Annotated in this window: 22 protein-coding genes; 10 read left to right on the top strand and 12 right to left on the bottom strand. The window is 55.1% G+C overall.

Annotation, left to right across the window (positions count from 1 at the left end; translation table 11 throughout):
* Nucleotides 1-23 precede the first annotated feature (23 nt).
* Nucleotides 24-677 carry a 3,4-dihydroxy-2-butanone-4-phosphate synthase gene (gene ribB, locus DD606_RS10625; RefSeq protein WP_045335738.1) on the top strand — a complete coding sequence of 218 codons (654 nt, stop codon included), beginning with the start codon at nucleotides 24-26 and terminating at the stop codon, nucleotides 675-677.
* Between the two features lie 44 nt (nucleotides 678-721).
* Here ribB and DD606_RS10620 read toward each other — a convergent pair whose 3' ends face one another.
* The 5 genes from DD606_RS10620 to zupT all read right to left on the bottom strand — a co-directional run bounded on the left by DD606_RS10620 (nucleotide 722) and on the right by zupT (nucleotide 6,660).
* Nucleotides 722-1,783 carry a fimbrial protein gene (locus DD606_RS10620; RefSeq protein WP_045335737.1) on the bottom strand — a complete coding sequence of 354 codons (1,062 nt, stop codon included), beginning with the start codon at nucleotides 1,781-1,783 and terminating at the stop codon, nucleotides 722-724.
* Complete coding sequence (locus tag DD606_RS10615; protein WP_023323755.1) at nucleotides 1,767-2,528, bottom strand: molecular chaperone; 762 nt, start codon at nucleotides 2,526-2,528, stop codon at nucleotides 1,767-1,769. The genes DD606_RS10620 and DD606_RS10615 overlap by 17 nt, the downstream gene beginning before the upstream one ends.
* A 9-nt stretch (nucleotides 2,529-2,537) precedes the next feature.
* On the bottom strand, nucleotides 2,538-4,982 hold the full coding sequence (locus tag DD606_RS10610; RefSeq protein ID WP_045332896.1) for a fimbria/pilus outer membrane usher protein: 2,445 nt from the start codon (nucleotides 4,980-4,982) through the stop codon (nucleotides 2,538-2,540).
* A gap of 76 nt (nucleotides 4,983-5,058) precedes the next feature.
* Nucleotides 5,059-5,619, bottom strand: a complete 561-nt coding sequence (locus DD606_RS10605) for a fimbrial protein (RefSeq protein WP_003862529.1) — start codon at nucleotides 5,617-5,619, stop codon at nucleotides 5,059-5,061.
* 267 nt (nucleotides 5,620-5,886) lie between these two features.
* Nucleotides 5,887-6,660, bottom strand: coding sequence for a zinc transporter ZupT (gene zupT / locus DD606_RS10600; RefSeq protein WP_109949023.1), 774 nt, complete (start codon nucleotides 6,658-6,660; stop codon nucleotides 5,887-5,889).
* Nucleotides 6,661-6,790: 130 nt separating this feature from the next.
* Here zupT and ygiD point away from each other — a divergent pair, with 130 nt between their 5' ends.
* The gene (gene ygiD / locus DD606_RS10595) at nucleotides 6,791-7,579 is read left to right on the top strand and encodes a 4,5-DOPA dioxygenase extradiol (protein ID WP_003862526.1); all 789 of its coding nucleotides are present in this window, start codon (nucleotides 6,791-6,793) and stop codon (nucleotides 7,577-7,579) included.
* An 82-nt stretch (nucleotides 7,580-7,661) separates the two neighbouring features.
* Here the strand turns inward: ygiD and DD606_RS10590 are convergent, their stop codons facing one another.
* From DD606_RS10590 to tolC, 3 genes are all read right to left on the bottom strand, one after another.
* Nucleotides 7,662-8,822, bottom strand: a complete 1,161-nt coding sequence (locus DD606_RS10590; protein ID WP_023314866.1) for a glutathionylspermidine synthase family protein — start codon at nucleotides 8,820-8,822, stop codon at nucleotides 7,662-7,664.
* Nucleotides 8,823-8,824: 2 nt separating this feature from the next.
* Nucleotides 8,825-9,490, bottom strand: a complete 666-nt coding sequence (locus DD606_RS10585; RefSeq protein WP_045332893.1) for a DUF1190 family protein — start codon at nucleotides 9,488-9,490, stop codon at nucleotides 8,825-8,827.
* 190 nt (nucleotides 9,491-9,680) lie between these two features.
* On the bottom strand, nucleotides 9,681-11,159 hold the full coding sequence (gene tolC / locus DD606_RS10580) for an outer membrane channel protein TolC (RefSeq protein WP_129258610.1): 1,479 nt from the start codon (nucleotides 11,157-11,159) through the stop codon (nucleotides 9,681-9,683).
* A 203-nt stretch (nucleotides 11,160-11,362) separates the two neighbouring features.
* On the opposite strand from tolC, the gene nudF reads away from it, so the two are divergent.
* Genes nudF through parE form a run of 5 tightly spaced genes read left to right on the top strand, consistent with a single transcriptional unit; the run spans nucleotide 11,363 to nucleotide 15,771 of the window.
* Complete coding sequence (gene nudF / locus DD606_RS10575; protein WP_003862517.1) at nucleotides 11,363-11,995, top strand: ADP-ribose diphosphatase; 633 nt, start codon at nucleotides 11,363-11,365, stop codon at nucleotides 11,993-11,995.
* Nucleotides 11,992-12,414 (top strand): DUF1249 family protein, encoded by a 423-nt coding sequence (locus tag DD606_RS10570; RefSeq protein WP_003862516.1) that lies wholly within the window; start codon nucleotides 11,992-11,994, stop codon nucleotides 12,412-12,414. Before nudF ends, DD606_RS10570 begins: the two co-directional genes overlap by 4 nt.
* A gap of 27 nt (nucleotides 12,415-12,441) precedes the next feature.
* A complete protein-coding gene (gene cpdA / locus DD606_RS10565) occupies nucleotides 12,442-13,269 on the top strand; it encodes a 3',5'-cyclic-AMP phosphodiesterase (RefSeq protein WP_023314864.1) in 828 nt (275 codons plus the stop codon).
* The gene (yqiA, locus tag DD606_RS10560) at nucleotides 13,269-13,850 is read left to right on the top strand and encodes an esterase YqiA (protein ID WP_023314863.1); all 582 of its coding nucleotides are present in this window, start codon (nucleotides 13,269-13,271) and stop codon (nucleotides 13,848-13,850) included. The genes cpdA and yqiA overlap by 1 nt, the downstream gene beginning before the upstream one ends.
* A gap of 28 nt (nucleotides 13,851-13,878) precedes the next feature.
* Nucleotides 13,879-15,771, top strand: a complete 1,893-nt coding sequence (gene parE, locus DD606_RS10555) for a DNA topoisomerase IV subunit B (protein ID WP_003862513.1) — start codon at nucleotides 13,879-13,881, stop codon at nucleotides 15,769-15,771.
* Between the two features lie 101 nt (nucleotides 15,772-15,872).
* On the opposite strand, the gene DD606_RS10550 is transcribed toward parE, so the two are convergent.
* Nucleotides 15,873-16,709, bottom strand: a complete 837-nt coding sequence (locus DD606_RS10550) for an AraC family transcriptional regulator (RefSeq protein WP_129258608.1) — start codon at nucleotides 16,707-16,709, stop codon at nucleotides 15,873-15,875.
* Nucleotides 16,710-16,875: 166 nt separating this feature from the next.
* Between DD606_RS10550 and DD606_RS10545 the strand changes: the two genes are divergently transcribed.
* From DD606_RS10545 to DD606_RS10535, 3 genes are read left to right on the top strand one after another with little or no spacing between them, the layout of a single operon-like run.
* Nucleotides 16,876-18,690, top strand: a complete 1,815-nt coding sequence (locus tag DD606_RS10545; RefSeq protein ID WP_129258606.1) for a DUF2264 domain-containing protein — start codon at nucleotides 16,876-16,878, stop codon at nucleotides 18,688-18,690.
* Nucleotides 18,691-18,721: 31 nt separating this feature from the next.
* Nucleotides 18,722-19,987 carry an oligosaccharide MFS transporter gene (locus DD606_RS10540; protein ID WP_129258604.1) on the top strand — a complete coding sequence of 422 codons (1,266 nt, stop codon included), beginning with the start codon at nucleotides 18,722-18,724 and terminating at the stop codon, nucleotides 19,985-19,987.
* 28 nt (nucleotides 19,988-20,015) lie between these two features.
* Nucleotides 20,016-21,203: a glycoside hydrolase family 88 protein gene (locus tag DD606_RS10535; RefSeq protein WP_129258602.1), complete on the top strand. Its 1,188-nt coding sequence runs from the start codon at nucleotides 20,016-20,018 to the stop codon at nucleotides 21,201-21,203.
* A gap of 12 nt (nucleotides 21,204-21,215) precedes the next feature.
* Here DD606_RS10535 and DD606_RS10530 read toward each other — a convergent pair whose 3' ends face one another.
* From DD606_RS10530 to DD606_RS10520, 3 genes are all read right to left on the bottom strand, one after another.
* Entirely contained in the window at nucleotides 21,216-21,743 is a 528-nt protein-coding gene (locus DD606_RS10530; protein ID WP_109949020.1) for a hypothetical protein, read from the bottom strand.
* A 39-nt stretch (nucleotides 21,744-21,782) separates the two neighbouring features.
* On the bottom strand, nucleotides 21,783-22,223 hold the full coding sequence (gene lysM / locus DD606_RS10525; protein WP_003862507.1) for a peptidoglycan-binding protein LysM: 441 nt from the start codon (nucleotides 22,221-22,223) through the stop codon (nucleotides 21,783-21,785).
* A 152-nt stretch (nucleotides 22,224-22,375) separates the two neighbouring features.
* Complete coding sequence (locus DD606_RS10520; RefSeq protein WP_129258600.1) at nucleotides 22,376-22,690, bottom strand: putative quinol monooxygenase; 315 nt, start codon at nucleotides 22,688-22,690, stop codon at nucleotides 22,376-22,378.
* Nucleotides 22,691-22,709: the final 19 nt, after the last annotated feature.

Raw genomic sequence — 22,709 nt, 5'->3', positions numbered from 1 at the left:
AAAGTTAATGAGGTTTTTTTACCATGAATCAGACGCTACTTTCCTCTTTTGGCACTTCAATTCAACGTGTTGAACATGCACTGGATGCCCTGCGCGAAGGCCGCGGTGTGATGGTGCTTGACGATGAAAACCGTGAAAACGAAGGCGACATGATTTTTGCCGCCGAGAACATGACCGTTGAGCAGATGGCGCTGACCATCCGTCACGGTAGCGGCATCGTATGCCTGTGCATCACCGAAGACCGTCGCCAGCAGCTTGATCTGCCGATGATGGTTGAAAACAACACCAGCGCCTTTGGTACCGGCTTCACTGTGACCATTGAAGCGGCGCATGGCGTAACCACCGGAGTGTCGGCGGCTGACCGTCTGACCACCGTGCGTGCAGCGATTGCTGATGGTGCGAAACCTTCCGATCTGCACCGCCCTGGTCACGTCTTCCCGCTGCGCGCGCAGCCGGGCGGCGTGCTGACCCGTGGTGGTCATACCGAAGCGACCATCGATCTGGTGACGCTGGCTGGCTTCAAACCCGCAGGCGTGCTGTGCGAACTGACCAACGATGATGGCACCATGGCGCGTGCGCCGGAGTGCATCACCTTTGCGCGTCTGCACAATATGCCAGTGGTGACGATTGAAGATCTGGTTGAGTACCGCCGCGCGCACGAGCGCAAAGCCAGCTGAACATGCTGATGTAAAAAAGCCGGGGAAACCCGGTTTTTTTGTTTCTAGTGGTAGTTAATTTTGAACAGTACCACGGTTTCGAACGGCCCGGACTGAATCGCTTTTCCTTCTTCCCGTGAAAGTTCAGCTGTGTAGTTTTGCTCAACATTCATCTTATCGCCCGTAAAATCGGCGTACTCTTTGTACTGGTTGAAGGTGTAAGGGGCCGTTCCGTTAAGAATACGCAGTTTTAACCCATTCCCTATCAGCACCGCAGTGTCGTCTGCGCTGAGCGTTTCGGTTGTGTAAAACGACGAGTCCATCTTAAATCCATCCGAGCACTGGGCATCCTGGACTTTGGTGGTTCGTATTGAAAACGTGCGCAAACGCGTCTGCTGATTCACGATGTCGCGCGCGCTGAAGGTGCCAAAGTCGATCTCCTGATTCTCAGGGTAAATGGTAAACGTCGCCCCGCAATCAAGCACCGTAATGTTTTGCAGTCCGTTGATGTGATACTTAAGGTTCTTCGCATCGGCCATCTGATTAACGCCGCCCTTACCGTCAAACTGCACAACGATGTAATCGCTGAGCGAGCTGACATAGCCATGTGGCGGCATAGCCTTAATTCTCACGAAAAGTCGTAAACGGGCGACGAACGTGCGCGTAATGTGGATATCATCCGGATTGCCAGAGCAGATGCGATTCTCCCAACCCATCTGGCGGATTTGATCCGGGGTGTAAATGGTGATGTTATCGTTGTCCAGGCACTGGCGGGTATCCACGCCGTTGGGCTGGCCTGTGGCATCGTAATCTATGCCTTCATAGGTGACGCCCAGTTCATAATAGGGATCGGTTGCGGCAGGATAAGGGTTTACCCAGGCAAAAACATCTTCCGGCTTGAAACCGCTTGTGACGTTATTGTCACACGTCACCGGAATTTTAATGTCATCAGACTCCCATATTTTTTGGCCAACCTGAGCGTTGCTGGGTATGGCAAAAGGGGAGATCGTTTTTGTCTCCTCGACGGGGCCGCCAGATCCACCCAGATAGCAGTTGAGCGCCAGCGCTTCTTTCAAAGGCAGCGCTGTAAGCAGCAATGTAAGCAGGAAACTAGTGAGCTTTCGCATCTTTATCGATTTTCCGTTCGTTAAGCTTACATTGCGCCGTTCCGGTGCACTGTACGTCGACTTTTTTCAGTGCGCCGTAATCGTCGATGTAGCCGATGCTGTAATAACTACCGTGGTAATCGCCGGTAGAGGCAGTTGCCGTGGCGAAAGGCGCAATCATCAGACTGTCAAAACCCGGCAGCATGGTTTTGGCATTTTTGCTCAGCCACGCCAGCGTGATGTAGTACGGCGTAGGGTTGTGGACCGTGAGCCCTTTCGCGTTGGCGGTAATTTCCATACGCATTTCAGTCAGTTCGCCAGATTTTTTGCGAATCGCTTCCGGACGCCAGAAGAGCTTAATTCGGCTCTGCATGGCAACCTGCATCACGCTGCGCTCCTCGCTGGCGCTGGTGCTTTTAGGCGGTACTTCACGCAGGTTGAAATAAAACAGCGATTCCCTGTCTTTTGGCAACTGGCGGGTAGCGGCTTGTTTAACAATTCTTACCTGCGACGAGGCGCCCGCTTCGATACGTTGAATGGGGGGAAGCGCCATAAAGTGCACATCTTCTTTTTGCCCCTTTTCATCTTCAATCCAGGAGAGCGCCAGATAAGGCAGCGCCTTGCTCTGGTTGTCCACTTTCAGGCTGCTGGCCTTGTCGCTTTCTGGAAAAACAATGCGCGTGCGGTCCAGGTTAATGGCCGCGTGGGCGGTAAATGTTGTGCTGATCAGCATCAGGCACAGGCTTTTAATCGGCGTTAATTTCATGATGATTTCTTACTGGCACGGCAGTATCAACTGCATACTGTTTTCTAAGTGAGAAGGTAACGAGAAGCGACACTGTTGGTTGTCGCCCCATGTCACGCGAAACTGCTGTTCTGGCTCAACGGCGCCGAGCCAGACGCGGCCTTCATCGGCCACCATCCCAACCTGTAAATTGCTTTCATCCAGGCGAACAATCGCCCCGAGTGGTGGTGTTCCTGACGACATCCGCAAAACGCCTGTTACGTCCTGACCTGCGCGCGTGGCAATCTGACGATAACCAATGGCCCCCTCAGTCCAGGTTGAAGTCACGACGCGGTTGTCCACGTCCACGCCATCCGGAAGGTTGTTCATATTGACCTGCACGCTGGAGGGGGAATAGCTGGAGAATGACGGTAAAACGCCGATGCCAAAACGGTTAGTTTCATCGCGCGACATGTTCAGCGGGATATGGCCTACCCCGTCGGTGCTGACCATTACGCGGGGTTCATTACCGTAACTGCGCCGGTGCAGCGCGGCGCCTTTCGCCGTTGAGGTGAAGGAACCGCTCCAGCTCGCGCTGAGGGAGTTATATTCGTTAGCTTTATAGCTGCCGGAGAGATTGAGATCGCCGTACGCAGAATAATGCTGATAATTCCCGCTGACCTGCGCGCCGGAATCTGGCTTCCCGCTCTCCGTACCTGCGGAAACGCCCCAGGTATTATTGCGATCCGACGTGTCATACCACGACACGTTATGGCTCAGCGTGTCGCTGTTACGCAGGTCATAGTTAAGTCGATGATCGGGATCGAGCGGTACGCTGAGCGAGAGATAAAACTGAGTATCGTCATTTTCGTCTTCCTCCTCGTAATGCGTTTTACTCCAGGACAGGGTTACGCCAAGGTTCTTCCAGCGACCTATATCAAAGTTGTAGCCCGCCGTGATGCTGCCGGTCGTGGAGGGTGAATCATTCCACCATGTCTGACGCAGCATATTGACGTACAGGTTCAGGGATAACGCTGAAATGTACTGGCTTGCCGTCACGCTCAGGGTTTGTTTTTCCGACTGGCGGTCACCGTTGTCATAATCCAGGTAGCGGGCGTAGCTCAAAAACTGTGGGTCTGAGTAGCGGTAGCTGGCGAGCGTAAGCTGACTGCCGGTGGTATCGAAACGCTTGCTGTAGTTAATGCGATAGCTGTAACCCGTCTGGCTGCGCTGGTGTGGCAGCTGGCTGGTAGCCTGCGTGACGTCAAAAGAGAGCGCCCCCAGCCAGGCCATATTCTGGCCGATCCCGGCAGCGACGGAACGATAACGGTCGCCATCGGCCAGCGTGCCGCCATACAGAGAGGTGTGCGACAGCATGCCCCAGGAAAATTCGCCGCTCATGAAGGCATTATCTTCAACATCATGGGAGGCGCCCTGGCGCGCTTTACCCGCCGCGAGCTTATAGCGCACCTGGCCCTTGCGCGTTAAAAACGGCACGGATTCAGCCGAGACCTGGAAGGTGTTGACGCGTCCGTCTTCTTCCGTGACTTTGACGTCCAGCGTGCCCTGAACCGACTGGTTAAGATCCTGAATAACAAAGGGTCCTGGTGGCACTTTACTCTGGTAAATCACGCGATCGGCAAGGCTTACGGCCACGGTGGCGTTGGTTTGTGCTATTCCGGTAATCTGTGGGGCATAGCCGCGCAGCGACCATGGCAGCATACGTTCATCGCTGATTAGCGATGCGCCGGTGTAGGTGAAGGCGTCAAAAATGGAGGACTGGAAATCCGTTTCACCCAGCGTCAGTTTCGCACCGATCGAGGGCAGAGGGCGGAACATATACACGCGTGAAAAACGGCCATTCTGCTCTGAGCCTGCTTCAGTATCGCTTCGCGTGTACTGGTAATCGCTTCGCAGGCGCCACGCGCCCATGTTCGCACCGGCGGTACCATAGGTATTGGCGTTGTCATTGCTGCCGCTGCTATTGGGCTGATAATGGCTGGCAAAAAGATTGTAATCCAGCAGTACGCCTGGCACGCCGTTGTCCCAGGTGGATGGCGGCATCCAGTCAACCGCACGGTATTGCAGCCACGCCTGGGGGATCGTTACTTTCAGGGTCTGGCTGCCTTGCTCAAAAATAAATTTGATGTCTGGTCTGGTGGCGAAATCAACGCATCCCTCTTTTTCCGGCAAAGCGTGACGAACGTCATCCTGCAATGCGAATGTATCGGCCAGCTCGGGGGGAATACAGACCTGAACTGCGTTATTTATTTCTCGCCAGCGAAGCTGCCAGCCATTTGCCAGCGGAATATCATTAACTGAAACCGTAACGAAATAGCTTCCCGGCGTAACCGATATTTGATCTTTAAAACGTGATAAATCGACGCTGCCGCGCTGATCTTTATCGATGGCGTTTATATTAAATTCAGTGGCAGAGGCAACTATCGTCATTAACAGGGACGCAATGATGATTATCCATTGTACTTTGTATGTCATCATCCTGTTACTCGAATAAATAAAGAGTGCCGACCGGCATGGATTGCCAGTCGGCTGATACCGTGACGTAACGGAATTATTTGTACATCAGGACGTAGTTAGCCGTGGCTTCAACCTGGCCTGCCGTCGCAGTTTTACCTGTTGGGACTTCCATAACCGCTTTGAAATGCAGCGTCTGGGTGGTTGAACCCGCCAGCAGATCAAGCACGTTTGGCTGACCAAGTGTGATGTTGCCTTCCGCGTTATCCAGCAGACGGACGCCCACGTTCTGCGCACCGTTTGCAAAGGTGTTGCTCATCAGGCTGGTATCCGTCGCATCTGTCGCTGCGCTGGTAAAGGTCACTTCCACTTTAGTAATTGGCGTGTCGGTTTCGTCTGCCGGATCGTCAAGCTGGCAGTTTTCCAGATTGATATCGACCGGAACCGGCGTGGATTTTTTGTTGGCGTTGATAACGGCCGTAGTCACTTCACCCAGGTCGACTTCTTTATCAACGCTGTCTGGAGCGATGCTGCATGGTGCGTCAATAACCACGCCTTTGAATTTGATTTTGCCTGAGCCTTGATCATCAGCAAACGCAGAACCCGATACAATGGCAGCCATAGCTGCCGCTAACAGCAATTTTTTACCCATATACATGAAAATATCCTTTTTCAGATTGATTCGTAATGTGAATGTTAATTTCAGAATACTCGAAAAGTATACGGATTGGGGCGGGGAGACGCGATTAACGTGACTTAAATATATTTTTAGATGGTTTTAATTAATATTTCCAGACTATCTGAAGAGGCTTCTTTTTTCGGGTTTTTAATATATTTATATTTTGTGGGTTATTATAGGTAAAATATATAGAATTGTTTTTTTGAATAATATAAAGCCTCCGTATAAAAACGGAGGCATTAATTCTTAGCCAATACCTGCCGTTTGCAGCAGAACCAGGCTCATCCCCATCACTGACATTCCACACAGCACGCCGTAGCTTGGGTTATTGTTGGGATCGATCTCTTTTGCCAGCGGCATCAGCTCATCGACAGAGAGCGCGACCATAATCCCGGCCACGGCAGCCATAATTGCAGCCATTACAACCGGGGATACGAGGCTACCGAGGATCAGCCACGCCAGCACGCCGCCGAGAATTTCAGCCATGCCGGAGATACCTGCCCAAAAGACAGCTGTACGTTTTGAACCCGTGGCGGCATAAACGGGCCCGGCAACGGCAAGTCCTTCAGGAATATTGTGCAAAGCCACGGCCAGCGCCACACCAAAACCCATTTCCAGGTTGCTGCTGGCCGTGACATAGGTGGCGATACCTTCCGGAAAGTTATGCAGGCTGATACCCAGCGTCAGCAGAATGGCCGTGCGTTTGATATTTCCCGGAACGGGGGTAACGCTTTTTTGCATTAAATCCTGCGGGTGCGCGTGAGGAAGAATACGGTCGAGTGCAAAATAACCCAGCAGGCCAATGATAAACATGCCATAGCCCAGAACAGGCGACATCCCTTCGGTGTGAAGCGCGGCGGGCAGCATCTCCATCAGCGAGATAAGCAGCATGATCCCGGCGGCGAAACCCAGCGAGAAGGCCAGCAGGCGATTAGAGGGTTTTTGCCCGAGTACCCCGAGGAACGCACCGATAAAGGTTGCGGCGCCCGCAAGTATGGTCAAAATCAACGGTACTGACATGCATTCTCCTTAAGCGATATCTGGCATTCAAATTTCCTGATGATGATCTTCACGGTTATCTGCGTTCATCTTCACCTGAATGCGCGTAATGTAGGCCTATCACATTGACACCTCCTTTAAGGATATCACCATGTCTTCTTCTCGTATGCCAGCACTGTTTTTAGGCCATGGCAGCCCAATGAACGTCCTGGAAGATAACGTCTATACCCGCGCCTGGCGTCAGTTGGGTGAGACGTTACCGCGTCCGAAGGCAATTGTGGTGGTCTCTGCGCACTGGTTTACCCGGGGTACCGGCGTGACGGCCATGGAAACGCCAAAAACGATTCATGATTTTGGCGGCTTTCCGCAGGCGCTGTATGACACGCATTATCCTGCGCCGGGCTCCCCTGAGCTGGCGCAGCGGCTGGTTGATCTGCTTGCCCCTGTTCCGGTTGCGCTGGACAAAGAAGCCTGGGGCTTTGACCATGGCTCATGGGGGGTGTTGATCAAAATGTATCCGAATGCCGATATTCCGATGGTACAACTGAGTATCGACAGCACCAAACCAGCTGCCTGGCACATGGAGATGGGGCGTAAGCTGGCTTCGCTTCGTGATGAGGGCATCATGCTGATTGCCAGTGGCAACGTGGTACACAATCTGCGTACGGTACGCTGGCACGGTGAAAATACGCCGTACCCCTGGGCAACAGCCTTTAATGACTATGTAAAAGACAACCTGGCCTGGCAAGGGCCGGTCGAACGGCACCCTTTGGTGAACTATCTGGAGCACGATGGCGGTTCGCTCTCTAACCCGACGCCGGAACACTTCTTGCCGTTGCTGTATGTATTAGGCGCATGGGACGGTCAGGAGGTTATTACAACCCCGGTCGACGGCATTGAGATGGGGAGTTTGAGTATGCTGTCGGTGCAGGTGGGGTAAACACATGCCCGGTGACGCTGCGCTTACCGGGCCTACGCTCGACATGTAGGCCGGGTAAGGTGAAGCCGCCACCCGGCAAGTCTTACTCGACGAAAATATGCGGGTAGAAACGCGACAGATCCTGCGTAATCAGCGCGCGATCTTCGCGAATGCCAATCCCGGCAGGCTGATCGTTAATAAGCCAGCTGCCGATCAGCGTATAGCTGTCGCCAAACTTCGGCAGTTGATAAAACGCCTGGACGATCATCCCTTCTTCACCGTACGGCCCTTCAACTGCTTCCAGCGTTTTACCGTTTTCGATAATCGAGACGTTTGCCCCTTCACGGGAGAAGATTGGCTTAACGACGTATTTCTCCATCGGTGGGAAATCATCTTCGGCAAAATAAGCAGGCAGCAGGTTCGGGTGATTCGGGAACATCTCCCACAGCATCGGCAGCAGGGCTTTATTGGAGATAATGCTCTTCCAGGCTGGTTCCAGCCAGCGCACGCCAGCGTCTTCCAGTTTGGTAGAGAACATTTCCCGCAGCATGTATTCCCACGGATAGAGCTTGAACAGGTTGCTGATCACCTGATCCTGCATGTCCGTAAACTGACCTTTTTCACCTAAACCGATATCTTCGATATAGAGAAATTCCGTCGCCACTTCCGCTTCGGCTGCGCAGTCCTGCAAATACTGAACCGTACCGCGGTCTTCTTCGGTATCGCGGCAGCAGGCGAGGTGCAACAGGTTGAAACCGTGCTGTTCACGCAGTTCGACGAAACGTTCAATCAGCTTTTCCTGAAGGCTGTTGAACTGATCGCTGCCTTCCGGCAAGTTTCCGGCATTCGCCTGATCTTCCAGCCAGATCCACTGGAAGAACGCGGCTTCGTACAGGGAGGTTGGCGTATCTGCGTTGTTTTCTAAAAGCTTCGGTTCACCCACGCCATCCCATGCCAGATCGAGGCGAGAGTAGAGCGAAGGCTGGTTCGTTTTCCAGGACTGACGAACAAAGCTCCAGGTGTGCTTCGGAATGCGGAATTTGGTCATCAGCTCATCGCTGTCGATGACTTTCTCAACCACCTTCAGGCACATCTGGTGCAGCTCTGCGGTCACTTCTTCAAGCTTTTCGACCTGAGCAAGCGTGAGCTTATAGTAAGCATCTTCACACCAGTACGGCTCGCCGTACATGGTGTGAAAGTTGAAACCGTATTCGGTGGCTTTTTCGCGCCAGTCCGGGCGCTCGGCAATACTGACTCGTTCCATGATCAGCCGCCCATTGAGCGAGTTGAGGAGCCGGTCGCACTACGCTGCATGGTGGTTTGTTTGGCAACAGACTCACCGAAGCCGCCACGGGTAATGGTGCTGGTGGTGGCTGGTTTCGGCGCCATTGCGGTTTTCGGTACGGTCATCGTACGGCCAGGCGTTGCAGCACCGTAACCCTTGCCGGTGGCATCGGTGTATTTCCCGTAGGCCGGGCTGTTCGGATTTTTGGAGCTAAACAGCGGCTGCTGCTGGTAGCCCGCACCGCCGCTCATCAAACGGCCCATCATATAACCCGCCATCAGCGGCATCCAGAAGCTGCCGCTGGACTGTGCCTGCGCCTGGTTTTCCGGTGCCATACCCGCCTGAGCAGGTGCCTGCTGGCACTGGCCTTCACCGAATTCGGCTACACAGTCTTCGCGTGAGGCATATTTCGGCGCGGTACGTTCCGCTTCTTTCAGGGCGTTGTTATACGCCGTCGTACACTCAGCGGCTTTACCGGTTGCGCTCGTGCAGTCGTCGGCGTTTTGATACAGCGAAACCGTTTCGTCGTTTTGCTCACAGCCTGCCAGCATAAAGACGGCGGTGACCGCCAGCGCGACAGGTGTCAGGTGGCGTGCGTTCCAGCTTTTGCGGAACGACGCGTGATTCATCGTTTTTGTCCGTTTCATATTTGTCTTCCAGGACCCAGTGGTAATAACGCTCAGGATAGAGGATGAGTGGTTGAAAATGAAGCGACGAGGGGCGAAATCCGGGGGATCTTTACGTTGGCTTACGTTCGGGGGGGATTAATGTGCTCCCTCTCCCTGTGGGAGAGGGCTGAGGTGAGGGCATCAGGCCGCAGTGGGCCTGATGACACGCTTAATTGCGGAACGGATTCGTGCCGCTGCTGGCAGGTGAGGTGCTACGCGCTGCCGCTGGCTGTGCAACCGGGGTGCTGCTGTTAGCGGTGAAATTATCCACGGCGGCATCCTGCTGTGGATTTTCCGGCGCGACGCTGTCAGGCGACGTGGAAACCGGTTTGCCCAGCGTGCTGTTCAGCATTTGCAGATCCTGCTCGTTCAGCGTACCCAGCGCCTGCTTGATGTTCAGCTGGTTGATCAAGTACTGGTAACGCGCACTGGAGAGCTGCTGTTTCGCGTTGTACAGCGTGGTCGTTGCGTCTAACACATCAACGATAGTACGCGTACCGACGGAGTAACCCGCTTCCATCGCGTCCAGAGAGCTTTGCGCAGAGACAACGGCCTGTTTATAGGCGTTGATGCTGCTGATGGACGCGTTCACGTTGTTGAAGGAAGAACGCACGGTCTGGACCACGTTGCGGTGCGCGCTTTCAAGCTGCTCGCTCGCGCCTACGAAGTTGTACTGCGCCTGCTTAACCTGAGAGTTAACCATCCCGCCCTGGTACAGCGGCAGAGAGAAGCTGAGGTCCACTTTGTTCTGGCCCATATTGTTGTCGTCATACTGGGCAGTGTTGGTTTTAGAACCGCTGTAGCTGGTATCCGATACGCCGGTAGAGGCGCTCAGGCTCAGGGTTGGCAGGTGACCATCCTGTGCAAGACGGATCTGCTCGCGCGCCAGGTCCTGGCTCAGGCGTGCCTGCAGCAAGGTCAGGTTGCGGTTTTCCGCCTCTTTCAGCAGGGCGTTAACCGCCTGCGGCTTGTCTGTTTTGAAGCTGTCCACGTTCAGAGAGGCCAGCTCAGGATAGTAGTTACCGGTGACCTGACGCAGTGCTTCCAGCGCGTTGTCGAGGTTGTTACGTGCGGTCACTTCGTTAGCCAGTACGGTATCGTACTGTGAACGGGCGTTCTGCACGTCAGTGATCGCAACCAGACCCACATTAAAACGCTGGGTGGTCTGATCTAACTGACGATAAATCGCCTGTTTCTGCGCTTCGGTGTAGGAGAGGGCGTCAATCGCGCTCAGTACGTTGAAGTAGGCGGTCGCGGTATTCAGGATAAGCGTCTGCTGATCTGTCTGATAGGTGACATCCTGAATGCCGGCGCTCTTTTCCTGCAAGCTCAGCTCACGCCATTTGGACATGTCGAACAGGGTTTGCGTTAACTGTAAAGAGGCGCTGGTGGCATTTGAGTTGATGCCGTTATTATCGCGAAAACCGTTAGTGTAGGTATAATCTGCACCTAAGCCTAACTGCGGCAGCAGTGGACTACGTGCTTCGTTAATCTTTTCAAACGCAGCATCACGATCGGCCGCTGATTTACGTAAATCAGGGTTGCCCAGACGTGCCTGCTGGTAGACCTGTAACAGGTTCTCTGCCTGGCTCATTGCACTGAAGCCCGTCAGGCTCAGGCCGATAAGGATGGGGAGCAATTTCTTCATTTGCATTCCTTGTTGTGAAGCAGTATTAGCGCTGATCTAATTAAAAATAATTGCCGATTCTAACAGAATCATCCACACCAAAAGGTTGGCGTAACGTGCCATCTGGCGGTAATTTGCTCCAATCTACCATATAGCCATACAAACGGCAGCCAAACAGCCTTGAAATTCACAATTTCATCACCATTGCTACCAGGACTCGACCGATGCAAAAACCAGAAAACGTGCCTGTCACCTTCGCCAAAAACGATGTAGAAATTATTGCACGAGAAACGCTTTATAGCGGTTTTTTTTCAATGGAACTTTACCGTTTCAGGCATCGTCTGTTTAACGGTGAGATGAGTGGTGAAATCAAACGCGAAATTTTTGAGCGCGGGCATGCGGCTGTGTTGCTACCCTATGACCCAGTGCGTGACGAAGTTGTGCTGGTCGAGCAGGTGCGTATTGCGGCTTATGATACCAGCGAAACGCCGTGGTTGCTGGAGATGGTGGCCGGGATGATCGAAGAAGGTGAGTCGGTCGAAGACGTCGCTCGCCGCGAGGCGCTGGAAGAGGCGGGCCTGGTGGTTGGCCGGACGAAGCCGGTGTTGAGCTACCTGGCAAGCCCGGGTGGGACAACGGAACGTTCATCTATTATGGTGGGCGAAGTGGACGCCACGACAGCGGAAGGGATCCATGGTCTGGCAGATGAAAACGAAGATATTCGGGTTCATGTGGTGAGTCGGGAGCTGGCTTACCAGTGGGTAGAAGAGGGGAAAATCGACAACGCAGCGTCTGTCATCGCTCTGCAATGGCTACAGCTGCATTATCAGACATTACGACACGAGTGGAAAAAATGAAGCGTTATACACCTGACTTCCCAGAAATGATGCGCCTGTGCGAAACAAATTTCGCCCAGCTGCGCCGCCTGCTGCCGCGAAACGACGCGCCCGGCGAAACGGTGAGCTATCAGGTGAGCAACGCGCAGTATCGGTTAACGATAACAGAATCAACGCGCTACACTACGCTGGTGGAGATTGAGCAAACGGCGCCGAGCATCAGCTACTGGAGCCTGCCGTCGATGACGGTACGTCTTTATCATGACGCGATGGTCGCTGAAGTGTGTTCAAGCCAGCAGATCTTTCGCTTTAAAGCGCGGTATGATTATCCGAATAAAAAGTTGCATCAACGCGACGAAAAGCATCAAATTAACCAGTTTTTAGCCGACTGGCTAAGATATTGTTTAGCACATGGAGCAATGGCGATTCCGGTTTGTTAGCGTCATAAACCTACCTAAGGACACCATTTGGAAAGCCTGTTGAACCTGACTGTTGCTGGTGGGGCGCCAGTCAGGATATTACAAATCACCGACACCCACCTTTTTGCCGAAAAGCATGAGACGCTTCTGGGCGTGAACACCTGGGAGAGTTATCAGGCGGTTCTTGACGCGATCCATGCTGAAAAGCGGCCATGCGATCTGATCGTCGCGACGGGCGATCTGGCGCAGGATCAATCCTCCGCAGCCTATCAGCATTTTGCTGAAGGGATTGCGAGCTTTAGCGTGCCTTGCGTCTGGCTGCCGGGCAATCACGATTTTCAGCCCGCGATGTACAGTTCGCTTCAGGATGCGGGGATTTCACCGGCAAAATGTGTCTTTGCGGGGGACCAGTGGCAAATTCTGCTCCTCGACAGTCAGGTGTTTGGCGTTCCGCACGGTGAGTTGAGCGACTATCAGCTTGACTGGCTGGAGACAAAACTGGCCGCCGAACCGAATCGCAATACGCTGCTGTTACTGCATCATCACCCGCTGCCGGCGGGCTGTAGCTGGCTCGATCAGCACAGCTTACGCAACTCTGCGGCGCTGGACGGCGTGCTGGCGAAATTCCCGCGCGTAAAAAATTTGCTGTGCGGTCATATTCACCAGGAACAGGATCTCGACTGGAACGGTCGACGTCTGCTCGCGACGCCCTCTACCTGCGTGCAGTTTAAGCCGCACTGCGCCAACTTTACGCTGGATACCATCGCACCGGGCTGGCGCTGGCTGGAGCTGCATGCCGATGGCTCGCTGACCACCGAAGTTTGCCGTCTGGCCGGGGCACAATTCCGCCCGGATACCGCTTCGGAAGGCTATTGATGTCGACGCTTCTCTATCTGCATGGGTTTAACAGCTCACCGCGTTCGGCGAAAGCGACGCAGCTTCGCCAGTGGCTGAGCGCGCATCATCCCCACGTGGAGATGATTATTCCGCAGTTGCCCCCTTATCCGGCGGATGCGGCAGAGATGCTGGAATCGCTAGTGCTGGAACACGGCGGCGAATCGTTTGGCGTTGTCGGGTCGTCGCTCGGCGGCTACTACGCCACCTGGCTGTCGCAGTGCTTTATGTTGCCCGCTGTCGTCGTCAACCCGGCGGTCCGGCCATTTGAGCTGTTAAGGGACTTTCTTGGCGAAAACGAGAACCCCTACACCGGCCAACAATATGTGCTAGAGTCACGCCATATTTACGATCTCAAAGTTATGCAGGTCGACCCGCTTGAAGCGCCCGATCTTATCTGGCTGCTGCAACAGACGGGAGATGAAGTGCTGGATTACCGCCAGGCAGTGGCGTATTACGCATCCTGCCGCCAGACTGTAGAAGAGGGCGGTAACCATGCTTTCACGGGCTTTGAAGATCATTTCACCCAGATTGTCGATTTTCTTGGACTGCACAGCCACTGACAATCAATGCGAATTGCTAGCTTAAATCATGACGCAAACCTATAACGCTGATGCCATTGAGGTACTCACCGGGCTTGAGCCGGTTCGCCGCCGCCCGGGGATGTACACCGATACGACGCGCCCAAACCACCTGGGCCAGGAAGTAATTGATAACAGTGTGGACGAAGCGCTGGCAGGCCATGCCAAACGCGTGGACGTTATCCTGCACGCCGATCAGTCGCTGGAAGTCATAGACGACGGCCGCGGCATGCCGGTAGATATCCACCCGGAAGAGGGTGTTCCCGCCGTTGAGCTGATCCTCTGTCGTCTGCACGCGGGCGGTAAGTTCTCCAACAAAAACTACCAGTTCTCCGGCGGCTTGCACGGCGTGGGGATCTCCGTGGTTAATGCCCTGTCAAAGCGCGTGGAAGTGAACGTCCGTCGCGACGGCCAGGTGTATAACATCGCGTTTGAAAACGGCGAAAAAGTGCAGGATTTGCAGGTCGTCGGGACGTGCGGTAAACGCAACACCGGCACCAGCGTCCACTTCTGGCCTGACGAAAGCTTCTTCGACAGCCCACGCTTTTCTGTTTCCCGCCTGACGCACCTGCTGAAAGCCAAAGCGGTGCTGTGCCCGGGCGTGGAAATCACCTTTAAAGACCACGTTAATAATACCGAACAAACCTGGTGCTACGCCGATGGTCTGAACGACTACCTGTGCGAAGCGGTTAACGGCCTGCCAACCCTGCCGGAAAAACCGTTCGTCGGGAATTTCGAAGGCGATACTGAAGCGGTGGACTGGGCGCTGCTGTGGCTGCCGGAAGGCGGCGAGCTGCTGACCGAAAGCTACGTTAACCTGATCCCCACTATGCTCGGCGGGACCCACGTCAACGGCCTGCGTCAGGGGCTGCTGGATGCGATGCGCGAGTTCTGCGAATACCGCAACATTCTGCCGCGCGGCGTGAAGCTGTCGGCGGAAGATATCTGGGATCGCTGCGCCTACGTGCTTTCCGTGAAAATGCAGGATCCGCAGTTTGCCGGTCAGACTAAAGAGCGCCTGTCGTCACGCCAGTGTGCGGCGTTCGTCTCCGGCGTGGTGAAAGATGCATTTACCCTGTGGCTGAACCAGAACGTTCAGGCCGCAGAAATGCTGGCTGAAATGGCGATCTCCAGCGCCCAGCGTCGTCTGCGCGCGGCGAAGAAAGTGGTGCGTAAAAAGCTGACCAGCGGCCCCGCGCTGCCCGGCAAGCTGGCGGACTGTACCGCGCAGGATCTCAACCGCACCGAGCTGTTCCTGGTGGAAGGAGACTCGGCAGGCGGATCGGCCAAGCAGGCGCGGGATCGTGAATATCAGGCGATCATGCCGCTCAAGGGTAAGATCCTCAACACCTGGGAGGTCTCGTCTGATGAAGTGCTGGCCTCGCAGGAAGTACACGACATCTCGGTTGCGATCGGTATCGATCCGGACAGCGACGATCTGAGCCAGTTGCGCTACGGCAAGATCTGCATTCTCGCGGATGCGGACTCCGATGGCCTGCACATCGCCACGCTGCTCTGTGCGCTGTTTGTGAAGCATTTCCGCGCGCTGGTGAAAAACGGTCACGTCCACGTGGCGCTGCCGCCGCTGTACCGAATCGACCTCGGCAAAGAAGTTTACTATGCACTGACGGAAGAAGAGAAAGCGGGCGTGCTGGAACAGCTTAAGCGCAAGAAGGGCAAACCGAACGTTCAGCGCTTTAAGGGGCTGGGTGAGATGAACCCGATGCAGCTGCGTGAAACCACGCTGGATCCGAATACCCGCCGTCTGGTGCAGCTGACCATCAGCGATGAAGATGAACAGCAAACTAACGCCGTGATGGACATGCTGCTGGCCAAGAAACGTTCTGAAGATCGACGTAACTGGCTACAGGAGAAAGGCGACATGGCGGATATAGAGGCCTGATACACGCTGTCTTTTTGCCGGGTGGCGGCTGCGCCTTACCCGGCCTACTTAACCCGTAGGCCCGTGCAAGCGTAGCGCCGCCGGACAAGAAATGCAGCTCATCACGATGAATGGTTTTTCCGGTACTGCAACGGCGTCTCGCCAATCCCCTTTTTAAACGCGCTGATAAACCACGTCACGTCGGAAAATCCCGCCTGTGCGGCAATGTCACGCACGCTCGAATCAGTGTGGAGTAAACACTCGCACGCCTTACGCAACCTTAGCGTGTTCAGGTAGTCGTGAATTTTTTCGCCTGTTTCCGCATGGAATCTTCGCGATACGTAACTGCGCGATTTACCCAGCTCTGCGGCCAGCGCATCCAGACGAAATTTCTCCTGATAATGCTCGTCGAGCCAGAACATGATCTGGCTGGCGATCCCCTGGCTGTTGCCCGGCTCGCCGTCGCGATCGTCGGGCAGCATCGCGAACAGGCCGATCAGCAGGCTGGCGATGCTCTCGCCGTTCATCGGCGGTTTATAGCAGCTAAACAGATGGTCGATATGGTGGTGACAGTGGGCTAAATCGGCGACCCACGCTTCGCCGCCACGGCGTGACAGCCGCTCCAGGCGCTGCCGGGTCTGGGGAAAATCCCGCAGGATCTTCAGCACCGCGTGCTGGTCGAGATGAATAATGGTGCGGCGGTAAATTGCCTCCGCCTGTTCGTCCACCATGACCTTGTGCAGCGTAAAAGGCGGGAAAAAAAACAGTCGTCCGGGGCGCATGGTGTAGTGACGATTATCGACAATCGCCACGCCAAAGCCCTCTTCCACATAGAGGATCTCCAGACACTGATGCCAGTGATGGTAGCGCACCGTATTGGCAAACAGGCGGCTGAACGAGGCCACGGTATCGTTCAGGGCGATCAGTTCCAGAAGGTCGGTTGTCGGCGTGTCGCGCATAGTGCAATAAAACTCAACTTTTTCCCGTCTGATCGTCTTTATAAACCACCTTTTTAAATTTTCTCAACTGGAGGTTTATTCATCGTTCATGCCTGTGACATGGCTAACATTTCTGCACCTTGCGGATTCACTATGCTTTGCCGCAGTTGATTACGAGGGCGAACCGATGTGGGCGGCAAACAAAGAAAAATCAAATCCGTTGTCTTCACGCCAGGAGGTAGTGGCGTCGTTGAATGCACTTTTACAGGCGCTGGACATGCAATTTCCGGCGAACCGTTCACGATTCCCGCTGGGCGACACCTGCGCCCATTACACAGCGGATATTGCGCAGATGGAGGGACTTTCCCGCGCGCTGTGGGGGCTGTTTCCGCTGATGGCGTCCGGCGAAAACACGCCGTTCAGCGAGAAGTACCTTACTGCCATTAAGCTTGGTACCGACCCGCAAAGCAGCGGCTACTGGGGTGAAACCGGCCCGTACGATCAGCGTCTGGTGGAGATGGCGGCCTACGGTCTGGGGCTCGCTCTGCTGGGAGATAAACTCACCGCGCACTTTACCGGTCGCGAGGTGATGAACCTGCACGCGTGGCTCAACCAAATCACCGACGCGCAGATGCCGGACAGCAACTGGAACTATTTTGCCATTATGGTTCAGCTAGGCTTTAAGCGCGCCGGCCTGCCGTACGATCAGGCCGCCATTGACCACCGCTTTGCGCTGATGGACGCCTACTACCTCGGCGACGGCTGGTATTCCGACGGTCCCGGCCGCCCGAAAGATTACTACATCTCCATGGCTTTCCATTTCTACGGCCTGATTTACGCCACCCTGAGTGACGACGAGGCGAGGGCGAATGTGCTGCGCGAGCGCTCGCGCCTCTTCGCGGAAGACTTTATCTACTGGTCCGCCGCCGATGGCGCCTCGGTGCCGTTTGGCCGCAGCCTAACCTACCGCTTTGCCATGGTTGCCTTCTGGAGCGCGGTGGCTTTTTCCCAGCTGGACGTCTTCACCCCGGGCATCGTGAAAGGCATTGTGCTGCGGCATCTGCGCTGGTGGCAGCAGCAGTCGATTGTCGATCGCGACCGCATTCTCACCCTGGGGTTTGCGTATCCGAACCTGGCGATGTGCGAGGATTACAACTCCCCCGGTTCACCGTACTGGGCGCTGAAAACCTATCTGATCCTGGCGCTGCCGGAAGCACACCCGTTCTGGCAGGCGGAAGAACAACCGCTGCCCGCGCTTGATGAAAAACATGTGATCCCGCATGCGCAGCAGATCCTGATGCATTCGAAAGATTCGCAGCACGTCGTCATGCTCACCGCCGGTCAGCTGGAACTGAACAACTACGTCAACACCGAAGCGAAATACACCAAATTTGCCTACTCCAGCCGCTTCGGATTCACCCTTGAGCGCGGGCGTTTTGGCCTGAAGCATGCCGCCTGCGATTCCATGCTGCTGCTGGCGGACGGAGATGACTATTTCCGCGGTCGTCGCGAGTGCGAAGAGGTTCGGGTGGATGAAAATTACATTTTCTCGCGCTGGTCGCCGTGGCGCGACGTGCAGATTGCGACCTGGCAGATCCCGTTCGGGGAGTGGCACCTGCGCCTGCACCGTATCAACAGCACGCGCACTCTGCAAACCGTCGAGGGCGGCTTTGCGGTGATGAAAACCGCCCACCAGGTGCGCGAACGCGGTTGTTATCTGTTGGCTGAAAACGGCAGCAGCGTCATTGTCGATCTTTCGCCGATCATTCAGCGCCAGCCAGACAGCATCGTCACGCCGCCGAACAGCAGCATTATGTTTGCGGAGTGCGCCTCCATTCCGCTGTTAAAAGCTGACCTCCCGCAAGGGGAAAGCTGGCTCTGTTGCGCCGTCCTGGCTGGCGGAAGACAGCCTGCTGCGGCGACGCCACAGCTGAATATAACCCATAACCAGGTCGTTATTAGCGAACCCGGAAGCGAACGTAAGCTGTCGTTCACATTATAAAAATCTGGCCCTACACCCCGGCGAGGATGATATGAAAAGCACATCGACAACCAACAGAACTGAATATTACAAAATCAGCAGCTTTATCTTTCTCTATTTCTTTACCTGGTCTGCCAGTATTGGTCTGCTGGCGATCTGGCTCGGTCAGAAAGCCAACCTGAGCGGATCGGTGATTGGAACCGTCTTTGCGGTGAACGGGATATTCTCCGTTATTCTCAAGCCGATCTACGGCTATATTCTCGATAAGATCGGCATGAGCAAATATCTGCTCTATTTTGTGGTGATCATGTCGGCCCTGATGGCGCCATTCTTTATGTATGTTTACCAGCCGCTGTTAATGTCTAATACCCTGCTCGGGATTATTATCGGCGCGCTCTATTTAAGCTTTGCCTGGTACGCGGGCGTGGCGGCGTGTGAATCCTATTCCGACCGCTTTAGCCGCTTAAACGGCATGGAGTTCGGGCAGATCCGTATGTGGGGATCGCTCGGCTGGGCGGTGGCGTCATCTTTCTCCGGCCTGCTGTTCAACCTCTCACCGGCGTATAACTTTATTCTCGGCAGCGTGGCGTCAGTGGTGATGCTGATTGTCCTGCTGAGCCTGAAAGTGAACACTAACTCCGCTCACGCAGGCGAGGTGCTGACGAAAGAGAAAATCGCCCCGTCAGACGTTTACGCCCTGCTGCGAAACCGCAAATTCTGGGCCTTCTGCCTGTACGTGGCGGGCGTGGCGTGGATGATGTTTATCGCCGAGCAGCAGTTCTCGCGCTATTTCGTCACCTTCTTCGACGATATTCACCAGGGCAACGCGGTATTCGGTTATCTCGGGACCGTGCAGTCGGGCATGGAGTTCGTCATGTATATGGTGATCCCGCTGTTTGTGAACTTTATTGGCGCCAAACGCGGGCTATTAATTGTCGGGCTGGTGGTTGGGGCGCGTCTGATTATTTCCGGCATGTGTGATTCACACCTGTTAATTTCAGTGCTTAAGCCGCTGTACGGTCTGGAAATTTGTCTCCTGCTGGTGTCGGTATTTAAATATATCGCCGAGCATTTCGACAAGCGCGTCAATGCCACCATGTATTTACTCGGCTATCAGGCGATGCTCTACGTTGGCAACGTGGTGGTCTCTTCCCCTGCCGGCTATATGTATGACCGTATTGGCTTTGAGCACACCTATATCATCATGGGCGCAACGGCGCTGACCTTTACCCTTATTTCTGCTTTTACGTTATCCGCCTGTCAGAGCAAATGGCGCGGGGCTCGTGCGCTGAACGTAGCAGAAACGTCAACACGATAAATTACGCCGTCAAAGAAGGAACCGAAATATGTTAAGTCGTATCAAAGAAGAACGTCTGCCTGTTATCGCTGCGCCCGTTGACTCCCGCGCATTCAGCGATGAACTGAATTCGGCGCGCAGCCACGTTCTGGACCTGATTAGCCGTCATTTAACGGAGTTCGGCGACAAATTCCCGGCGGAAACCTGCCAGAACGGTTTTTATCCGCTGACTGACAACGTGGAGTGGACCACCAGCTTCTGGACCGGGCAGCTGTGGCTGGCGTGGGAGATGAGCGGCGAGGAAAAATTCCGTGCGATGGCGGAAAAACACGTGCGCTCGTTTGGCCTGCGCATCGCCGGGCGCAACGACACCAATACCCACGATTTAGGCTTCCTTTACACGCTCTCCTGCGTAGCCACGTGGCGGCTGACCGGAAACCGCGAGGCGCGCGGCTTCTCGCTGCTGGCGGCGGAAGCCCTGCTGGAACGCTTCCACGAGAAGGCGAAGATCATCCAGGCGTGGGGCGATCTCTCCGATCCGGAGCAGGCCGGGCGAATGATCATCGACTGCAACATGAACCTGCCGCTGCTCTACTGGGCAACGGAGCAGACGGGCGATCCGCGCTTTGCCGACGCCGCAAAAGCGCACGTCATGCAGGCGGCGACGTATCTCATTCGTGACGATGCCTCCACCTTCCACACCTACTATATGGATGTGGCAACCGGCGCACCGCGCTACGGCAACACCCAGCAGGGCTACGCCGACGACTCCTGCTGGTCGCGCGGGCAGGCGTGGGGCATTTACGGTTTCCTGCTGAGCTATATCTATACCGGCGACGAAACGATGATCGCTCTGTCAAAACGGCTGGCGAACTACTTCCTCAATCGCCTGCCGGAAGACTACGTCTGCCACTGGGATCTGGCGCTGGTGGGCACCGACGCACTGCGTGACTCTTCCTCGGCGGCAATTGCGGTGTGTGGACTGCTGGAGCTGGTGAAACAACTGCCGGTCACAGATCCGGATCGCGAACGTTACCTCGAATGGGCGAAAGGGATTATGTCCACGCTGACAAAGCACTATCTGATGGGCAAAGAAGAGAAGGGCAACGGGCTGCTTAAGCACTCGGTGTATCACCTGGCGAGCAATAAAGGCGTGGATGAGTGCGCGAGCTGGGGCGATTACTTCTACGTCGAGGCGCTGGTGCGCTTCACCCAGAGCTGGAAGCTGTACTGGTAACGGGCAGCGGTATCACCACCCAAGCACCTCTTTAATGGCGCGTCGGTAGGGCGTATCAAGCTGGGCAGGCACGCGGCAAATATAGTCCCGCGCATGGCTGCGGGTCTGTCCGCTGAGGCTGTCGAGATAAGCGATGGCCTCGTCCACGGCAGGAACCCTGCCTTCCTGCGACGCGCTTCTCGGCGGAAGCCCGGTCCAGATGAGCGCCTCAATTCCTCTCTCCCTCGCCCATGTCGAGATCGCTCCCGCGTTGCGTCCGGCTATCAGCAGCGAGCCGATACCATCGCAACGATCGTCAGGAATGGCCTCCCGCTCGCGCAGGGCCTGAGTGGCCACGCTCAGCGAAGTGGCATTCAGCCATGCCCAAAGCACCGGCACGGCAGGGGCATTCATACAGATGGCGGTCGCCAGTTCACCGCCATCACTGACCCGACAGAACTCGACGGGCAAAGAAGGCCCGTCGGTTTGCCACTCACCGGCTACCGGTAGCGCGCCGCTTTTCCAGATTAACGAGCCCCAGCCAAGACAAGCGATTTTCATGCTGTTCCTCTGCGCGACGTGAACCAATAGCCTCAGACGTTATGCCTTAGGAATACGCAGCGTCTGGCCGGGATAAATTTTATCCGGGCTGGAGAGCATCGGGCGGTTCGCCTCAAAGATCTTGTTGTACTGATTGGCATCGCCGTACACGGTTTTAGAGATGGCGCTCAGGGTATCGCCGGATTTCACCGTATAGTAGGTTGCTTCATCTTTGGCGTCTGTCGCGGTGATATTGTTCTCCACCTCGCTGACGCCCGCGATGTTGCCGACGGCGACCTGGATTTTTTCTTTCTGCTCCTGCGTTAGCCCGTCGCCCGTTACGCTGGCTTTGCCGTCGGTGACGTTAACCTGAACTTTATCGGAACCGGGAATGTTGAGTTTCTTGAGGTGCTCGGTGATTTTGTCGCTCTGACCCTTATGATCGGTCAGGTTGTCCCAGAGCTTTTCGCCTGCTTCTTTCACGAAGTTAAAAAGACCCATTCCATCCTCCTGTTAAACATGAAGTCAGAATAAGCATAGCAGTTGAGCGGTAAGGTGATAAAAAAAGCCCGGTGGCGTTAACGCTTACCGGGCCTGCGGGGGAAAGTTGTAGGCCGGGTAAACGTAGTGCCACCCGGCAAATTTCACAGAACTTAAACCCCTTGCTCCAGAATACGGATGTGGGTTTCCAGAACGTCCCCTTTCACTGCGTCGCTCCACGCTTTCATATGCGCGGTCTGCAAATGGGCTTCAAGGTGTGCGACGGTTTCCCACTGCTCCACCATGATGATGGAGTCTGGCGCGGTCGCCTGGAAGTTTGCGCTGGTGGCGGCGTCTACCATCGGCGCGTAGCCGTGGCAGCCTTCTTCTTTCAGAACGGTCGGGATGATCTTCGCGAACTCATCCAGTACTGCCTGGCGGTGATGTTGGCCAGGACGCGTACGGATTTCAGCAATAACGGTAAGCATAATTAACTCCTTCTAATTC

The sequence above is a fragment of the Enterobacter cloacae complex sp. GF14B genome (assembly GCF_004136805.1).
Taxonomy (GTDB): Bacteria; Pseudomonadota; Gammaproteobacteria; order Enterobacterales; family Enterobacteriaceae; genus Enterobacter; species Enterobacter hormaechei_C.
Note: the sequence above shows the minus strand (reverse complement) of the source record. Positions and strands in the feature narration are given on the sequence as shown.

Excerpts from the sequence above, each read along its gene's own strand:
- ribB (WP_045335738.1), top strand. The coding sequence starts at position 24 with ATGAATCAGACGCTACTTTCCTCTTTTGGCACTTCAATTCAACGTGTT.
- DD606_RS10620 (WP_045335737.1), bottom strand. The coding sequence starts at position 1,783 with ATGCGAAAGCTCACTAGTTTCCTGCTTACATTGCTGCTTACAGCGCTG.
- DD606_RS10615 (WP_023323755.1), bottom strand. The coding sequence starts at position 2,528 with ATGAAATTAACGCCGATTAAAAGCCTGTGCCTGATGCTGATCAGCACA.
- DD606_RS10610 (WP_045332896.1), bottom strand. The coding sequence starts at position 4,982 with ATGACATACAAAGTACAATGGATAATCATCATTGCGTCCCTGTTAATG.
- DD606_RS10605 (WP_003862529.1), bottom strand. The coding sequence starts at position 5,619 with ATGTATATGGGTAAAAAATTGCTGTTAGCGGCAGCTATGGCTGCCATT.
- zupT (WP_109949023.1), bottom strand. The coding sequence starts at position 6,660 with ATGTCAGTACCGTTGATTTTGACCATACTTGCGGGCGCCGCAACCTTT.
- ygiD (WP_003862526.1), top strand. The coding sequence starts at position 6,791 with ATGTCTTCTTCTCGTATGCCAGCACTGTTTTTAGGCCATGGCAGCCCA.
- DD606_RS10590 (WP_023314866.1), bottom strand. The coding sequence starts at position 8,822 with ATGGAACGAGTCAGTATTGCCGAGCGCCCGGACTGGCGCGAAAAAGCC.
- DD606_RS10585 (WP_045332893.1), bottom strand. The coding sequence starts at position 9,490 with ATGAAACGGACAAAAACGATGAATCACGCGTCGTTCCGCAAAAGCTGG.
- tolC (WP_129258610.1), bottom strand. The coding sequence starts at position 11,159 with ATGAAGAAATTGCTCCCCATCCTTATCGGCCTGAGCCTGACGGGCTTC.
- nudF (WP_003862517.1), top strand. The coding sequence starts at position 11,363 with ATGCAAAAACCAGAAAACGTGCCTGTCACCTTCGCCAAAAACGATGTA.
- DD606_RS10570 (WP_003862516.1), top strand. The coding sequence starts at position 11,992 with ATGAAGCGTTATACACCTGACTTCCCAGAAATGATGCGCCTGTGCGAA.
- yqiA (WP_023314863.1), top strand. The coding sequence starts at position 13,269 with ATGTCGACGCTTCTCTATCTGCATGGGTTTAACAGCTCACCGCGTTCG.
- parE (WP_003862513.1), top strand. The coding sequence starts at position 13,879 with ATGACGCAAACCTATAACGCTGATGCCATTGAGGTACTCACCGGGCTT.
- DD606_RS10550 (WP_129258608.1), bottom strand. The coding sequence starts at position 16,709 with ATGCGCGACACGCCGACAACCGACCTTCTGGAACTGATCGCCCTGAAC.
- DD606_RS10545 (WP_129258606.1), top strand. The coding sequence starts at position 16,876 with ATGTGGGCGGCAAACAAAGAAAAATCAAATCCGTTGTCTTCACGCCAG.
- DD606_RS10540 (WP_129258604.1), top strand. The coding sequence starts at position 18,722 with ATGAAAAGCACATCGACAACCAACAGAACTGAATATTACAAAATCAGC.
- DD606_RS10535 (WP_129258602.1), top strand. The coding sequence starts at position 20,016 with ATGTTAAGTCGTATCAAAGAAGAACGTCTGCCTGTTATCGCTGCGCCC.
- DD606_RS10530 (WP_109949020.1), bottom strand. The coding sequence starts at position 21,743 with ATGAAAATCGCTTGTCTTGGCTGGGGCTCGTTAATCTGGAAAAGCGGC.
- lysM (WP_003862507.1), bottom strand. The coding sequence starts at position 22,223 with ATGGGTCTTTTTAACTTCGTGAAAGAAGCAGGCGAAAAGCTCTGGGAC.
- DD606_RS10520 (WP_129258600.1), bottom strand. The coding sequence starts at position 22,690 with ATGCTTACCGTTATTGCTGAAATCCGTACGCGTCCTGGCCAACATCAC.